The 16,273-nt window shown below is 65.5% G+C and carries 12 protein-coding genes, 1 pseudogene and 1 riboswitch; of the genes and pseudogenes, 3 read left to right on the top strand and 10 right to left on the bottom strand.

Annotated elements, in window-relative coordinates; translation table 11 throughout:
- Positions 1–133: 133 nt before the first annotated feature.
- The 4 genes and pseudogenes from ABE483_RS15560 to ABE483_RS15545 all read right to left on the bottom strand — a co-directional run.
- A pseudogene (locus tag ABE483_RS15560) lies at positions 134–343 on the bottom strand (DUF4880 domain-containing protein); the annotation flags it as partial.
- 110 nt (positions 344–453) lie between these two features.
- Positions 454–954: a sigma-70 family RNA polymerase sigma factor gene (locus ABE483_RS15555; RefSeq protein ID WP_313209169.1), complete on the bottom strand. Its 501-nt coding sequence runs from the start codon at positions 952–954 to the stop codon at positions 454–456.
- A gap of 116 nt (positions 955–1,070) precedes the next feature.
- Positions 1,071–1,550 (bottom strand): hypothetical protein, encoded by a 480-nt coding sequence (locus tag ABE483_RS15550; protein ID WP_346481983.1) that lies wholly within the window; start codon positions 1,548–1,550, stop codon positions 1,071–1,073.
- Between the two features lie 37 nt (positions 1,551–1,587).
- Positions 1,588–2,082 (bottom strand): hypothetical protein, encoded by a 495-nt coding sequence (locus tag ABE483_RS15545; protein ID WP_313219650.1) that lies wholly within the window; start codon positions 2,080–2,082, stop codon positions 1,588–1,590.
- A gap of 240 nt (positions 2,083–2,322) precedes the next feature.
- Here ABE483_RS15545 and ppa point away from each other — a divergent pair, with 240 nt between their 5' ends.
- Both ppa and ABE483_RS15535 read left to right on the top strand, forming a co-directional pair.
- A complete protein-coding gene (ppa, locus tag ABE483_RS15540) occupies positions 2,323–2,859 on the top strand; it encodes an inorganic diphosphatase (protein ID WP_019183821.1) in 537 nt (178 codons plus the stop codon).
- A gap of 154 nt (positions 2,860–3,013) precedes the next feature.
- Positions 3,014–4,132 carry an HDOD domain-containing protein gene (locus ABE483_RS15535; RefSeq protein ID WP_346481982.1) on the top strand — a complete coding sequence of 373 codons (1,119 nt, stop codon included), beginning with the start codon at positions 3,014–3,016 and terminating at the stop codon, positions 4,130–4,132.
- 56 nt (positions 4,133–4,188) lie between these two features.
- Here ABE483_RS15535 and ABE483_RS15530 read toward each other — a convergent pair whose 3' ends face one another.
- From ABE483_RS15530 to thiC, 6 genes are all read right to left on the bottom strand, one after another.
- Positions 4,189–4,395 (bottom strand): hypothetical protein, encoded by a 207-nt coding sequence (locus tag ABE483_RS15530; protein ID WP_313209165.1) that lies wholly within the window; start codon positions 4,393–4,395, stop codon positions 4,189–4,191.
- A gap of 174 nt (positions 4,396–4,569) precedes the next feature.
- Positions 4,570–7,428 carry a TonB-dependent receptor gene (locus ABE483_RS15525; RefSeq protein WP_313219649.1) on the bottom strand — a complete coding sequence of 953 codons (2,859 nt, stop codon included), beginning with the start codon at positions 7,426–7,428 and terminating at the stop codon, positions 4,570–4,572.
- A gap of 69 nt (positions 7,429–7,497) precedes the next feature.
- Complete coding sequence (locus tag ABE483_RS15520; protein ID WP_313209163.1) at positions 7,498–8,379, bottom strand: helix-turn-helix transcriptional regulator; 882 nt, start codon at positions 8,377–8,379, stop codon at positions 7,498–7,500.
- A gap of 113 nt (positions 8,380–8,492) precedes the next feature.
- Positions 8,493–10,832, bottom strand: coding sequence for a winged helix-turn-helix domain-containing protein (locus tag ABE483_RS15515; RefSeq protein ID WP_346481984.1), 2,340 nt, complete (start codon positions 10,830–10,832; stop codon positions 8,493–8,495).
- 251 nt (positions 10,833–11,083) lie between these two features.
- Positions 11,084–11,761, bottom strand: a complete 678-nt coding sequence (locus ABE483_RS15510) for an ion channel (RefSeq protein WP_313209162.1) — start codon at positions 11,759–11,761, stop codon at positions 11,084–11,086.
- Positions 11,762–11,858: 97 nt separating this feature from the next.
- Positions 11,859–13,736 carry a phosphomethylpyrimidine synthase ThiC gene (gene thiC, locus ABE483_RS15505; RefSeq protein ID WP_313209161.1) on the bottom strand — a complete coding sequence of 626 codons (1,878 nt, stop codon included), beginning with the start codon at positions 13,734–13,736 and terminating at the stop codon, positions 11,859–11,861.
- 141 nt (positions 13,737–13,877) lie between these two features.
- A riboswitch (TPP riboswitch) is annotated at positions 13,878–13,979 on the bottom strand.
- A gap of 290 nt (positions 13,980–14,269) precedes the next feature.
- On the opposite strand from thiC, the gene ABE483_RS15500 reads away from it, so the two are divergent.
- Positions 14,270–15,838 carry a BCCT family transporter gene (locus ABE483_RS15500; protein WP_102788207.1) on the top strand — a complete coding sequence of 523 codons (1,569 nt, stop codon included), beginning with the start codon at positions 14,270–14,272 and terminating at the stop codon, positions 15,836–15,838.
- Positions 15,839–16,273: the final 435 nt, after the last annotated feature.

Here is a 16,273-nt window from a genome sequence, read left to right as displayed (position 1 = left end):
GGGGGTTTGGGGCGTGCCGCCTCAGCCCCGCCGGGGGGCCCCCCCCCGCCGGCGCCCCCCCCGGGGGGGGGGCCGCCCCCCCCCGGCGCCCCGGGGGCCGACGCCGTGACCGTGTTGCCGCCGCGGCGGGTACCGGTCGCGGCCCGAGGCTGCGCCACAGCTGGCGCTCGTATTCGAAGGTGCGGCGATTGTCCGGCTCGGCCAGCCACTGCTCGAAGGCCTGCATCTGCACCGGCTCGACCGCGCCGGACGCCAGCCAGGCAATCCAGGCACGGGCCTGGACGGCAGCAGGGTCGGATGGCGGCAAAGGTCGGGACATCGGAGGCTGTTGGGGCGGGCTCATGGCTGGCGGTGGATCGCGCGATCACGCGCGGACGAAGAAGAGGCCGGAAGGGACGGCATTATGATCAAGACGGATGGGAAACGGGCTTCCCCAAGCCCAGCGGGTGCCGCTCAGCGCCCGGTGCGCGCCCAGGCCAATCGCTGCAGTGCAGTGCGCACGTGGTTTTCCACGGTCGTCACGGACACGCCCTGGCGTTTGGCGACGTCCACCTGGGTCATGCCCTGCAGGCGGTTGAGGCGGAAGATGGTGCGGGTCGGCTCGGGCAGGTGCTCGGCCGCGTCCAGCACGCGCTGCAGTTCGTCCTGCGCCATCGCCTGCTCTTCGGTCGAGAGCGCCTCCTCCGGGCCCCACAGGTAGTGCTCGGCCAACAGGCGCGTGCGGCGCGTGCGCTCACGGCCATGATCGGTCGCCAGGTTGGCGGCCAGCCGGTACAGATAGGCACGCGGGTTGCTGATCGGTTGCCCGCTGTCCACGCCCCGGGCCTTGAACCAGATGGACTGGATCACATCCTCTGCGCCGCTGTCGCTGCCCAGAATGCGCTGCACCAGACGCAGCAGCGCCGGGCGTTCGCGGATCAACAGCTCGGTCAGGGTAGTGGCGTTGGTGGACATGGGCCGATGCACGAAGCGGGACCGCAGGGACACGGCAACCCGTAAGGCGCGGCATGTTACTCCGCAAATGAGAATCAGTCACGTTTGGCGCAGCCGTCATGGCGACAGCCCCTGGCTCACAGACAGACGGTCAGACCCTCATAAACGCTGTCGCGGGTACCAGGCAACGGCGCATGGAGTGGATCCTCGCCTTCCAGCGTACCCAGCAGATCGGACAACGGCGTGTTGCCAGCCAACGGCAACCGGCACGCCCAGGTCTGCGCATCCACCTGTATCCGGCCGCTCGCCATGTCTACACGGGCCGTACTGCCCGTAAACGTCCACAGACACTCGCCGACGTGGCCGGTAGCCGCGTCCACCGAGCAGCGGAAACGAAGCGCCTGCAGGTTGTGGTATTCCCCCTCGCAGAAGGTATCGCCACAGACCTGATCGAAGCCGCGCACCAGGCGTGCCTCCGCCGCCCGGAAGCGCTCCCAGCCCGCCGTCTGGTTCGGATACAGCCGCGCATCGACATACGCGCGTCCGCCGTTGGCCTCCACGGCAGCAGCGCCCCAGGCAGTAACCAACAGCACTACACCGGCGATAGCGGTACGCATGAGTGTTCTCCTGTAGATGGCATCCAATGCCGGGCGATCAGTTCAGGCAATCAGACAAGGCGTCATGCAGCGAGAAGAACGAGCCTGGCAAGGGCCGGAGCAAGGCCCCCCGGCGCTCAAGCGCTGCCTGCAGCATCTCCACCGGCGTATCGGCGCCCAATGGGGCGGCGCAGACCCAGGCACGGCTGTCAGGCAGAACCCGGCCCGTCGGGGTGTCCACATCGAGGTTGCCGGCGCCGACGACCAGCGCGCACGCGTGTACCGTCCCCGTCGCCCGCCACACCGAGCATCGGAACTGCAGCAGCACGTGGTTGCTGTACGCCCCTTCGCAGTAGGTATCCCCGCACAGGTCATGGAACTCGGCGCCCAGGTGGTCCTGCAGCGCGTAGAACCGGTCCCAGTTGGCCTCTTTGTCCGGGTAGTCGACCAGGTCGACATACCTTCCCGGGTGGGCATCGGCGGGCTGGACACCCGCGCTGGCCACCAGCGAGAAGGGGAGCAGCGTGCGGGCCATCAGGCGGGTCAGTGTCATCGGCATGCTCCTGGCGGGTAGAGCTGCATGATCCTCATGCGCTCTGGTTCCCGACATCAGGCGCCATCCCGATGAACGGTCGGGGTTCCCGGCAGGCCGATGTGGCCAAGCCCCCACCCAGCGGACGCCCCCTGTCGGGTGCACCGCCCCACCCGCGCCGCCGTCGCGCTGCACGCTGGCCGCCAATGGGCCTAAAATGGCGGACTTTGCGCCGTACCCCCTCTCAGCTGGAGCACACCCATGGGTCTGGAACTCGTTTCGCCGGGCAAGAACCCGCCGGAAGAAATCAACGTCATCATCGAAATCCCGAAGGATTCCGAGCCGGTGAAGTACGAAGTGGACAAGGAAACCGGCGCGATCTTCGTCGACCGCATCCTCTCCACCCCGATGCGCTACCCGTGCAACTACGGCTACGTGCCGAGCACCCTGTGCGGTGATGGCGATCCGGCCGACGTGCTGGTGGTGCTGCCGCTGCCGCTGGTCCCGGGCTCGGTGGTGCGTTGCCGTCCGGTCGGCGTGCTCAAGATGAGCGATGAAGCCGGCAGCGACGAGAAGATCCTGGCCGTGCCGATCTCCAAGGTGTTCAGTGGCTATGCCCACGTCGAGGACATCGAGCAGGTGTCCAGCCACTGGCTGGAGCGCATCGGCCACTTCTTCGAGCACTACAAGGACCTGGAAAAGGGCAAGTGGGTCAAGCTCGATGGCTGGGGCGGCGCCGCCGAAGCCAAGAAGATCCTGGTCGAAGCGCACCAGCGCTACCTCGGCAACATCGCCTGAGACTGACCGGCGTCGCTCCGGCACACCGTTGCCGGAGCGATGCGCATCACGTTTTTTCAATGCGGCACATCACTATTCGTGCCGGATTGGGTACATTGCGTCTCTTCACACCGTCCACGGTGCGTTTCACCGTGGTCAGCCAGGGGACCGTGTCGTGCGCATTCTGCTTGTTGGGGACGAAGCCAGCCTGTCGGCTGAGCTGTTGGAATTCATTGCCGATCTTGGGGAAGAGTGGCAACCGCTGACCGCGACCGATGGCCAGAGCGCCATGGGCATCGTTGCCGGCTCGCCGGTGGATGCGGTGATCGTGTGCCCGCAGTTGCCCGATCTCAACGCTACGACACTGCTCGGCCAGATCCGCACGCTGCGCCCTGAAACCATCCGGATCGCGCTGGTGGATGCCGAGCATGGCAACCGCCCGCCGCCGGCGCGCCTGATCGGCGTGGCCCATCGCTTCCTGCCGATGCCGCTGGCCCCGGAGGTCCTGCTCGAAGCCCTGACCAGCCTGGAAGAGCTGCGCGAACTGCTGGACAGCGCGCGCCTGCGCAGCGCCATCGGCCGGATCGAGAAGCTGCCCTCCCCGCCGCATCTGTACCTGACCCTGACCCAGGCGCTTGAGCACGACGACGATACCAACACCGCCGACGTGGCCAAGCTGGTCGCGGCCGACCCGGCCATCGCAGCCAAGGTGCTGCAGCTGTCCAACTCGGCATTCTTCAACAGTGGCCGGATCATTTCCGACCTGCGCACCGCCGTGACCCGCCTGGGGCTGTCGACCCTGCGTGATCTGGTCCTGGCCAGCGAAGTGTTTTCCGCGCAGCCGCTGTCCGGTGCCGAGCGCAACTCGCTGCAACAGCGTGCGCTGCTGGCCTCCCGCCTGGCCGCCAAGCTGCTGCCGGAGTCCAGCGCCGAACTGGGCGCCACCGCGGCCCTGCTGGCCGACATCGGCCTGCTGCTGCCGGGCGTACGCAACGAACGCACCGCCGAAGACCCGGCAGAGAATCGCCCGGGTCACGCCGAGGCAGGCGCCTACCTGCTGGGGCTGTGGGGCCTGCCGATGCCGATCATCGAGGCGGTGGCCTTCCACCTGCAGCCGCAGCGCTCGAACACCCGCAGTTTCTGGGTGACCGGTGCGGTGCATGTAGCACTGGCGCTGATCAATGGCGATCCGGTGGACGAGGAGTATCTGCAGCGGGCCGGCGTGCTCAACAAGCTCCCGCAGTGGCGCGATCACGCCAACGCACTGATGGGGCTGGTCGCCAGCGACGCCTGAGTGCGGGGTAAAGCGTTCTCAAAGGATGGCGCGCCCTGTGGCGCGCCATCGTCGTTTCAGCGCTGCGGACAGGCGTCCAGCACGCACAAGCGCCACAGGCGCTCGCACATGGCGGCGGAGCCACCGTCGGCGAGGCATTCGATGCGGACCTCTTGGCAGTAACGCCCTCCTGCGCAGACGATCAAGCCGGGCGATGCACTGGCCGCGGTCGCCAGGGAGGCAAGCAGTACAGCGGAAATCTTCTGAGCGAGCGTCATTTTCATATCGATCTCTCAATCGTCCACGATTGGACCGATTGACGGTATCAACTGAATTTACGCCCGAAACGTGAGGCGGATCACCTTTCGCTGAAACTCAGACTTTCCTTACCCCACAACGCAAGGAGGGCGGACCTTGCGGCCCGCCCTCCTTTCTTTTTACGCCATTGCTTCGATGGATCAGAAGCGCTGGGTGTACTTCAGGTAGTAGAACCGACCGATGTCGAAGCCGCCGTAGTAGGAGAAGCTCGAGTTCGGCTGGCTGTACATCACCGGGCCTTCGTGGTTGAACACGTTGTTCGCGCCCGCCGAGATGGTGGCATCCCACGGGGTGGTGTAACGCACCTGCAGGTCATGGAACGTGTTCGAACCGGTGTTGCGCACCGGGATCGCCAGCGTATAGGCCGACGAGTAGCTCGGGTTGTTGCACTCCGGGCCGCCTTCGCGATCGTAGGCGCACTCTTCCTTCAGGCCGGAGTAGTAACGCATGCCCCAGTTGACGCCGAAGTTGCCCAGGCTCCAATCGATGTTCAGGTTGGAACGCACGCGGAAGTTGCCGCCCCAATCGCCGGTGCCCCAGCCAGTGTGCTGCTCGACAGCGGTTTCAGCTTCGTTGTCGCGCTTGTACTCGAGGTAGTCCACATAGGTGGTCTTCCAGTCGATGACGACATTGCCGAAGGACAGTTCCGGCAGACGGTAACGGATACCCAGGTCGTAACCTGCGGTTTCCTGGTAGCCGCCGTTGATCAGCGTACGGGTCACGTCGACGACCTGACCGGAGTCGGTGTCACGGGTGACACGGTCACAGGCGTTGGCGTTGTTCAGCACGTAGCACTGGTTGAGGATCGAGGTGACCGACTCCGCCGCGATGACGTTGTCGATGCGGATCTTCCACCAGTCCAGGCTGACATCCAGGCCCTGCACGAAGTTCGGGCTGTAGACCAGGCCGACGGTCCAGGTCTTGGAGGTTTCCGGCAGCAGGCCATCATTGGAACCGGACAGGTACGGGTAGTTCGACTGTGCACCCGGGCCGGTGGCATCAATGCCACCCGACGCTTCCTGACGGAAGTTGGCCGGCACCGCGCCGCCGCAACGGGCAGCGACGTCGGGGTTGCGCACGGCTGCACCGAAGGCGGTGTCGCACGGGTCGGTGTACTTGTCGAAGCTCTGCGAAGTGCCACCGTACAGGTTGGCGACGGTCGGCGCACGGAAGCCGGTGGCATAGGTGCCACGGACCAGCAGGTCGTCGATCGGCTTCCACTTCAGGCCGAACTTGGAGTTGAACGTGTCACCGAAGGTGTTGTAGTCCGAGTAACGGCCGGCCATGTCGACCGACAGTTCCTTGGCGAACGGCAGATCGGCGAGGATCGGCACGTTCAGTTCCAGGTAGAACTCGTCCAGCTTGTAGCCACCGGCGGTCGGCGCACCGGCCAGGTCGGTGCTCAGGCCCGACTGCAGCAGCGCATCCGGGTTGTACTCGGCTTCTTCTTCGCGGTGCTCGTAGCCGGTCGCGAAGGACAGGTCGCCGGCCGGCAGGGTCACGATGGCGCCGCTCAGGTTGGCGCTGTAGACCTTGCTGGTGGTCAGCGAGGTGTCGTGGGTCGGCAGGAACAGGTACTTCTGCAGATCCGGGTTGGACAGCGAACCGTCGGCGGTGGAGCCGTACGGCAGCAGCGGGTTCCACGGGGTGCAGCCGGCGATCGGAGCCGCGGCGGTACCGCACTGGGCAATACCGTTGGCATCCAGGTACGACGGGCCGACGGCATTCTTCACGTTCGGAATGAACAGATTGCCGGTGCCGGTCTTGACGCCCTTGTTCCGGTTGTAGACGTAGCCCACATCCCAGTCGAAGTACTTGTCGGCGAACTCGAACGAGCCTTCCAGACCGCCGCTGAAGCGGAAGGTGTTGAGCTCGGACTTGGTCTGACGCGGCACTTCCCACGTACGACGCATGAAATCAACGTCGGTATCGAGCGGGTTGAAGACGCTGTTGGCGTCCATCTGGGTGTCGTAGGCAGCCGAACGGTACGGGTAGCCGGCGATCTGCTGGAGCGCTTCGCGTTCGGTGTACAGAACGCTGGCGGTACCGCGGATGTTGTCGGTGAAATCGAACTGGCCGTTGGAGAAGACCGAACGACGCTTGATGCCGGTCGACAGGAACATCTGCTGCGACGGGTTGGACAGATCGGCGTTGCCCAGATCGTGGTAATCGCCGAAGTTGTTCGAGGCGCCGCCCGGGTTCAGGACGTAGTTGCCATCATCGGTAACCAGCACGCCCTTCTCGGTGATCGCGCTCCAGCCGTTGGTGTCCTCATCGGTCGGGACCGGATGGCGGTAACCGTTGGCCGAGGCGCTGTAGCGACGGTTCTTGGCCAGAACCGGCTTTTCCTCGCTGTACTCGGCGCCAAGGGTGATCGAACCGCGATCGCCGGTCTGGCCGTACACGAAGTTGTAGGTGGTCTTGTCGCCGTCGCCCTGGCCGTACTGGCCCTTGTAGACGCTGGCTTCCAGACCGTCGAAGTTCTTGCGGGTGATGATGTTCACCACGCCGGCGATCGCGTCGGAACCGTAGATCGCCGAAGCGCCATCGGTCAGGACTTCGATGCGCTCCACGACCGAGGTCGGGATCGAGGCGAGGTCGGTGTAACCGCCGGAGCTGACGCCCATGCGCTTGCCGTCGAGCAGCACCAGCGTGCGCTCCGGGCCGAGGTTGCGCAGGTCGACGTACTGGCCGCCAACTTCTTCACCCGAGGACAGCGCATCGGCGCGGCTGATGGCCGGCGAGCCGGTGGCCGACAGGTTCTGGACGATGTCGGCGACGCTGGTGAAGCCCTGCTTCTCGATGTCGGCGCGCTGCAGCGCGATCACCGGCTGGGCGGTCTCGGTGCTGGCCTGACGGATACGCGAGCCGGTGACCTGGATGCGGTCCAGGTCGGTCGTGCCGCTTGCTTCCTGCGCCGAAGCAAAGGCCGGCGTCAGGGCAAGCGCAATGCCGGCGGGCAGAAGGCCCAGCCGCACTGCGGGAGTACGAAAATTCATTTATCTCTCCGAGGTACGTTAGTAGCGTGTTAAAAACGCCTCGGAAAGTTACGATTGCGTTGCAGTGAATTATTTGCGTGAGACAACCGAAGACTTTGCCGAATCTGGCGAGAGATTCGCACCGGCCTCACGATAGCGTGACGCGGACAGTCCGAAGCGGGCTCGAAACGCCCGTGCGAAGCTGCAGCAGTTGTCAAATCCACTCGCTGCCGCCACCTCGCCCACCATCATGTCCGTGTCGCGCAGCAGATCGGCGGCGCGCTCCAGGCGCAGGCGCGCGGAAAGCGATTGCGGGCTTTCCGCGTACAGGCTCTGGAACGTCTTTGACAGGTACCAGCTGGAGAAATTGGTCAGTTCGGCCAGCTCACCAATGCGCACGACGCGGTGGCTGTTGCCCTCAAGGTACAGACGGGCGCGCTGCATGCGTCCGAAGACCTGGCGCTTGCGGCTGCGCGAACGCCCCGGGCAGCGCTGTACGCCCGTCGCCATGCCCTGCTGCAGGGCGGCCAGATGCAGCAGCACCGGGCGCAGGGCCTGGGTAGGATGGCCAGTGGCCAGGACGTCACGCCACAGCCGCAGGGCGACGCGGGCGTCGCTGCGGCTCATGCTGCCGCGGCCCGCGTAGAGACTGCAGTCGGTGAGCTCACCCAGCGCGCGCAGCGCGTCCGGCGCCAGGCTCAGCCCGATGCACAGGCCGTCGCGGCCGGCCTGGACCATGGGGCGGGATTCCTTCTCGAAGGCGATCCACTCACGCTGGCGCAAGCGGAACCGCCCTTCCTTGGACTCGACCCACGCACTGCCCCGCAACTGGATCCACACGGTGAAGGTCGTCCCGGGACTCTGCAGACTGCCCAACCGGGCCACACCCAGACAGGTGGGCAACGGACCGTCGTCAACGACCTTGTCCAGGGAGAGCGATTGACCGCGATCGGCCAGGGAGAGCTGACGCATGACTTCACCAAGAGTTTGCCTTTGCTGGCCTGCAGTCTTGCCAAATCAGGCCGCTGCCTCAGGAAGTCCTGGCGAGATTGATACGAATTCGAGACGAGGACGCCACGAAGAAGTTACGAAGGGTTTTTTGTTTTTAAAATCATAGACTTGACGAACCCCGGAAACAGCGACGGTACGCGCTCGGGGAGCGACATCACGCCGATGTCAGTGCCATCGGCCACCGCCAGCGCGACATACAGCGCCTCCCCGCCGGGTCCTGCGCTGAATCCATTGCTGGCGCTGAGGCGGTCTGCATCCAGGCAATGCTCCTGATCGGCGATCGGCTGTGCGATCCGGGTGAACACCGTGGCGCAATCAGAGCGATTGGAAAGATAGTCGATCCCCCCCTGCGCGGACACGGTCCAGGTGCGATACCGCCAGCGCGTGGGGCGGTCTTCGCTGATCTGGCGGATGCTCTGTGAACTCAGCGCAGCGTCGGCCTGCCAAAGCCCCCCTGCCGAGAGCCGGGTGAACAATACGCGCTCGCCGGCGACGTCATAACGCGCCTGGGAAACGCCCTCGATGCTGCTGATCAGTCGCCACGGGGTCAGGCTGCGATCGAACAGCGACAGACGCATCCGCTCATCACGGTCGCGTTCCACCACCAGCACCTGCAGCGGATCCTTGCCGTACAGCGCCTGCAATGGCTGGCGCACCGGAACCGGCAGACGCAATGTCTGCTCATCGCGCGGGGAGACCTCATAGATCCCGGGGTTGGCATGCTCATCGCGCCCCAACACCAGCACCCGCTTGCCGTCATGCGACCAGTCCGAGGCCTGGCGCGCTTCGGGCCTGAGGCCCTCGATCGGACGCAACGACTCAGGTCGCTGCAGATCCGCCCACCACAGCGCATAGCTGCCCGAACGGTCCGAAGAAAACACGATCTGCTGACCGTCCGGAGAGACCATGGGCTGCGAGTCACGGCCTCCCGAGGGGAACAGCCGCTGCGGCACGCCCAGCCCGGCTGCCTCCACCGGCACACGGAACAAGCCGAACTGGGGGCGCCGATGTACGAAGGCGAGCATGTCGTTCGCCCGGGAAACGGTGGGGGACTGCGCATCGTCAAGACCAACGTCGCGCAGAACGCGCGTATCGGTATCGAGCTCATACAGCCGCGATTCGCTGTCGACCCGGCGGCCGAACACGATGTGGCGACTGTCGCCGCGCCAGGCCCAGCCACGGATCTCCGCCGAATCATCGGTCAGCTGCTCCGGACTGCCCCCCTCGGCCGGCATGCGCCACAGATCGCCGATCTGCGGATTGCGCACGAACACGATCCAGCGCCCATCCGGTGAGTACCGCGGTGCATATTCGAAGTTGTCGCTGCCAATGTCGTAGTCGAGCGGCTGCCAGCGGCCGCTGGCGATATCCAGGGTGCGGATGCCGCGCTGCGCATACCGTCCGGACAGCGAGCCGAAGACCAGGCCGCGACCGTCCGGGGTCCAGTCGAAACTGAGCAGCTCAGTGCCGTCGCAACGGGTCACATGGCGCACCGCCCCACCCGTCGCACTGGCGATCAACACCTCGCAGCTTTCGGCCGGGCCGAACCGGGCGAACGCGATCTCACGGCCATTGGGCGACCAGCTCGGGAAGCGGTCGGACATGCCCGTGGGCGGCTCGACCAGCACGCGTGCTGGTGCATTACCGGAGGTCTGCACCTTGATGACACTGCCCGGTCGGCTGGGCACATCGGCTTCATAGGCGATCTGCGATCCATCCGGGGACAGCGTGGGATACGTTTCAAATCCTGCCGTGGCGGTAATCAGGCGATACGGGCGTTGAGGACTACCGATCACCCGCGTGCCGTCCTCCACCGCGGCCTCGACCGCTGAGGCCGGCGGATCGCGTTGCATCAGCATGGCGGCCATCACCAGCAGCGCCACCACCATCACCAGCCCGACGACCATGACCGCGTAGCGGCGGATGCGCCGCCGACGACGTTTGATCGGGTCCTGCGGGGGCGGTGCATGCGGCAGTGCCGCCGGTACGTGCGCGGCGGCGAGCACAGGCGTGGAGGCCGACGGCAGCGCGGGCTCGAGCAGCAGCACAGGTGCGGCATCGTCGACCACGCTGACCGGCATCAGCAGGCGGTAACCGGTCTTGGCAATGGTTTCGATATAGGGTTCGGCCGCATCGTCATCAGTGGCGAAGGCCTTGCGCAGCTGGGTGACCGCCTGGGTCAGCACGTCGTTGGTCGGCAGCGTATCCGGCCAGACCTCCGCAAACAGTTCATCACGGGTAACCACCGCCCCTGGAGAACGCAGCAGCGCCTTGAGAACACCCAATGCTTTGGGTGTCAGTCGACGTGGGCGACGCAGGCCTTCGCTCATCACTTCCCGCGAGGAGAGAGTAACGAGGAAGTCGCCGATTCGAATCACATCGGCGGAGGGGCGCTCACTGTCGTTGCTGATCATCCAGGACACGAGGAAAATGCAAAAAACCACTGGAATTCACGCGAACGTCACAATCGATACACGAGGACGAACCGCCAGATTCCGCACACGCCATCGGCGCAAACCGCAAAAACACCGAGGCGCGCGAATACTAGCCTATGCCGGTTAACCGCGCCTGTGCGTGCGGCCGACAACAGGCTCTCTCTCGCCGATGAATTCACATAAAACGCGTCAACATTCGCGCCTTCTGGCGCGAATTTTTTATGTTGGATTCAGTTTCGTGCACGGGTCAGCATGGTGAGTCCCACCAGCCGCGAGACCACCAACGCCACGTACATCACGCCTGCGAACTGCTCCAGCATCACCAGCGCGCGCGCCTGGGAATGGATGGGCACCACATCGCTCAAACCGACCCCGGACAGCAAGCTGAAGCTCAGATAAAGCAGCTCCATCCAGGTGCGCAGTTCGCTCTCGCTGGCCGCCACGAAACTGCCCGGGTACCACTGCTGGCATACCGCGAAAGCGAAGGCGAAGGCCCACGCCAACAGCGTGAAGGTGGCGCCCGCCGCGAACAGCTCATCGCGGGTCACCTTGTGGTCCTGGAGCATGTAGGCGATCAGGCTGCCCGCCGTATAGAAATACAGCAGGCATTCCAGCAGCTGCGCGGTGGTGACCAGCGCCGGGCGCTCCAACAGAGCGCCTGAGATGGAAAACACCACCGAAGGAATGGCCAGCACCAGCGCCACCCACATGCCGAGCGGGCTGCGTCGTACCACCCACAACGCCAGGCCAAGCACGGCGATGCCGAACGCCCCGAACAGGGCGCGGCTGGCGCCAGCCTCGTCCATTGCCGGATACAGCAGCACCCCGAGCAGCTGCACGGCCAACAACCAGGCCGAGGGATGCCGGCGCGCGATGGCCAGCCATTTGGTGCTGCGTGCTATCGCCATCGTCGTCCCCATCCCTGCCTGGTCGCGCCGAGCTTAGCGGGAATCACGCAGGCGGCGGATGATGGCCGTGGCGTTGTGCGCCGCCACGGCCGCTGCCTCACTCCTGGCGATACACCTGCGCCCCGAGCTCGCGGAACTGGGCGGACTTCTCGGCCATGCCGGCCTCCAGCGCCGTGTGCGCCTCCAGCCCCTGCCCGGCGGCGTAATCGCGCACATCCTGGGTGATCTTCATCGAACAGAAGTGCGGGCCGCACATCGAGCAGAAGTGGGCGAGCTTGTGCGCGTCCTTGGGCAGCGTCTCGTCATGGAATTCCTTGGCCTTTTCCGGATCCAGCCCGAGATGGAACTGGTCTTCCCAGCGGAATTCGAAACGCGCCTTGCTCAGCGCGTTATCGCGGACCTGCGCGCCGGGGTGGCCCTTGGCCAGGTCCGAGGCGTGCGCGGCAATGCGGTAGGCCATGATGCCGTCGCGTACGTCCTGGCGGTTGGGCAGGCCCAGGTGTTCCTTCGGGGTGACATAGCAGAGCATCGCGGTGCCGTACCAGCCGATCATGGCCGCACCGATCGCACTGGTGATGTGGTCGTAGCCCGGCGCGATATCGGTGGTCAGTGGGCCGAGCGTATAGAACGGGGCTTCACCGCACTCGCGCAGCTGTTTGTCCATGTTCTCCTTGATCAGCTGCATCGGCACGTGGCCGGGGCCTTCGATCATGGTCTGCACGTCATGCTTCCACGCGATCTTCGTCAGCTCGCCCAGCGTCTCCAGCTCGCCGAACTGCGCGGCATCGTTGGCATCGGCGATACAGCCCGGGCGCAGGCCGTCACCCAGCGAGAAGGTCACGTCGTAGGCCTTCATGATCTCGCAGATGTCCTCGAAGTGCGTGTAGAGGAAGTTCTCCTTGTGATGCGCCAGGCACCACTTGGCCATGATCGAGCCACCGCGCGAGACGATGCCGGTCACGCGCTTGGCGGTCAGCGGCACGTAGCGCAGCAGCACGCCGGCGTGGATGGTGAAGTAGTCCACGCCCTGCTCGGCCTGCTCGATCAGCGTGTCGCGGAAGATCGCCCAGTTCAGTTCTTCGGCGCGGCCATCGACCTTCTCCAGGGCCTGGTAGATCGGCACGGTGCCGATCGCCACCGGCGAGTTGCGCAGGATCCACTCGCGGGTTTCATGGATGTGCTTGCCGGTGGACAGGTCCATCACGGTATCGCCGCCCCAGCGGATCGCCCAGACCAGCTTTTCCACCTCCTCGGCAATGCCCGAGGACACCGCGCTGTTGCCGATGTTGGCGTTGATCTTGGTCAGGAAGTTGCGGCCGATGATCATCGGCTCGCTTTCCGGGTGGTTGATGTTGTTGGGTAGCACGGCACGGCCACGCGCAATCTCATCGCGGACGAACTCGGGGGTGATGATCCTGGGGATCGAGGCACCGAAGGACTCGCCGGGATGCTGCTGCAGCAGTGCGGCGTCGCGGATCGCATCGAGCCGCTGGTTCTCGCGGATCGCCACGAACTCCATCTCCGGCGTGATGATGCCGCGGCGTGCGTAGTGCATCTGGGTGACATTGGCGCCGGCCCGCGCACGGCGAGGCTGCAACCGCGCGGGGAAGCGCACCGCGTCCAGACGGGCATCGGTTTCGCGCGAGCGGCCGAATGCCGAGCTCAGGCCGTCCAGCACCTCGGTATCGCCGCGCTCGGCCACCCAGGCCGCGCGCAGCGCAGGCAGGCCGACGGAAAGGTCGATGGCGACAGCCGGATCGGTGTAGGGGCCGGAGGTGTCGTACACCGTGACCGGCGCGTTCTCTTCGCCACCGAACAAGGTGGGCGTGCGGGTCAGCGTGATCTCGCGCATCGGCACCTGGAGGTCGCTGCGCGAGCCCTGCACGTGGATCTTGTGCGAGCCGGGAATCGGCCGCGTGACCGATTCGGAGAGTTGCTGGGCCTGTTGCTGCAGGGCGGAGAGCTGTGCGTTCATCGAGGCATCGTCCTAGGTTCAATCCCCGCACAGGGACTGTGCGGTTCTATGCGAGGGATTCGCATGGGAGGGACGAAACGGCGGCGCTCGACGGACGGATTGCGGGCGGTCTCCGGGCGCGGTGGCCCTACGGCGCAATGCATCTGCAGATGCGAAGCTTCCCTACGCCGGTATCAACCGGATCAGGTTCGAAGGGACTGTCTCAACCTTGGCCACTGGGCCGCGGTACCCCCGCTTCGGGGCGAATTAGAGCACAAAGCGGCGCCCACGGGCGCACGACCGAGCCGCACACTGACGTGATGGGCCTTTGCATGTGAACAGAGCGCCGACACCCCATGCACTACCATGCTGCAGCGCGGTATGCGGTGCGGTCAGGGGGTAGCCTCCCGATCGTGCGCACACCGCGCTCTGCTCGACGCCATTGACGTCCGTACTGACCGGCCTCGACCGGCTTGATCCGCCCCAGTTGTTGCCGTTGTGCCGCTGGAGATTGCAAGCCTCGGCTCGCCCCTACTGATCGGAGACACGCCTGCATGGTGTTCCGCATTTCCATCGCACTGGTCGCACTGCTGGTGCTGATCGCCGGCCTCGCGCCGGGCCCCTTCAACGAGGTCGTCCAGAGCGGCCTGTCCACCATCATCCGCAGTACTGGCTGGCTGTATCTGCTGGTGGTGTTCATCACGCTGTCGTTCCTGATGTACCTGGCCTTCGGCCGCTTCGGTTCGCTGCGCATCGGCGGCGAGGATGCCGAGCCTGATTTTTCCAATGCGAGCTGGATGTCGATGTTGTTCGCCGCCGGCATGGGCATCGGCCTGGTCTTCTGGGGCGCGGCCGAACCGATCTCGCACTTCGTGAAGCCGCCCGAGGGACTGGCCCCGCAAAGCATGGAAGCGGCGCGCGCATCGATGCGCTATGCGTTCTTCCATTGGGGCCTGCATCCCTGGGCGATCTACGCGCTGATCGGCCTGGCGATGGCCTGGTTCCAGTTCAACCGCAACGGCCGCGGGCTGATCAGCGATCTGCTGCAGCCGATCATCGGCGCGCATCACCGCGGCTGGATGGGTACCGTGGTCAACGTCGCCGCCGTGGTCGCCACGGCGATCGGTGTGGCCACGACGCTGGGCTTCGGCACGATCCAGATCGCGGCCGGCCTTGAGCGCGTGTTCGGTATCCAGGCCTCGGTACCCGTGCAGTTGACCATCATCGCGGTGGCGTTCGTGCTGTACATGGCCTCCACCACCAGTGGCGTGCACCGCGGCATCAAATGGCTCTCGAACTTCAACCTCGGCCTGGCGGCATTGCTGCTGGCGCTGATCCTGGTGCTGGGGCCGACCGGCTTCATCTTCGATACGTTCACCACCACGATCGGCTCCTACCTCAATTCGCTGGTGACGATGAGCCTGCGGATGTCCCCGTTCTCGGGCAGCACGTGGGTGGCGGACTGGACGATCTTCTACTGGGCGTGGTGGATCGCGTGGGCGCCGTTCGTGGGTTCGTTCATCGCGCGCGTCTCGCGTGGGCGCAGCATCCGCGAGTTCGTGCTGGGCGTGGTGATCGCACCGAGCGTGCTGGGCTTCCTGTGGTTCTCGGTATTCGGTGGCACGGCGCTGTGGTCGCAGATCTTCGGCCACGTGGATCTGGCCCAGGCGCTGGGCAATGGCTACGAGACGGTGCTGTTCACGATGTTCGACAGCCTGCCGATGCCGACGGTGTTGTCGGTGATCGCGCTGGTGCTGTTGATGATCTTCTTCGTGACCTCGGCCGATTCGGCGGTGCTGGTGCTGGCGACGATGTCGACGGAGGAGGCCGGCGATCCGCCGCTGGCGCGCCGGATGGTGTGGGGCGTGGCGATTGCGTTGATCGCGGGCGTGCTGCTGTTGGCCGGCGGCCTCAATGCGCTGCAGGGGATGATCACGATCGCGGCACTGCCGTTTGCGTTGTTGATGCTGGCGGTGATGTGGTCGTTGTACCGGGTACTGGATATGGAGCATGCGCTGCAGCGGCGCCGTGCGCAGCGCGCGCGGCGGTTGATGGACGAGTGGATCGAGCGGGAGATCGCGGCGCAGGAAGAGACACGCGATGAGGCGGCTCGGGCGCCTTAGGGTGGCTGGGTTGGTCGCTTAGAGCGGCACGCTCCCGGGCTATCGGTGGGCGGGCCGGGGCGGGTGGGTTGGCGGGACACGCCGTGAATCCGTCCTTGGAGGCTCATGTCGCGCCATCCATGGCGCTCATGGTGCCGACAACCCACCCGCCCCGTCCCGCTCACAGTTTCAAGGTGGTTCTGGGGAGAGCCGCCGGGCCAAGCTCGGCGCAGCAGCGTGCACCTGACGCCTTGGCTCCTGGTTGAGGCAAAGCAGCCACGCATGGCGTGGCTCTACCGCTTCGGCCGTGTTCGCTTTTGCCATGCGCACCGACCCACTGTGGGTGGGTCGGCGTGGGTGGGTTGGCGGGACCATGAGCCGCATGGATGCGGCGACATGAGCCTCCATGGATGGATTCACGGCGGGTCCCGCCAACCCACCCAGGGCGGCCCACTA

This window comes from Stenotrophomonas sp. TWI602 (assembly GCF_039674045.1).
GTDB lineage: Bacteria > Pseudomonadota > Gammaproteobacteria > Xanthomonadales > Xanthomonadaceae > Stenotrophomonas.
The sequence above is the reverse complement of the archived record's forward strand: the minus strand, read 5'-3'. Positions and strand labels throughout refer to the sequence as shown.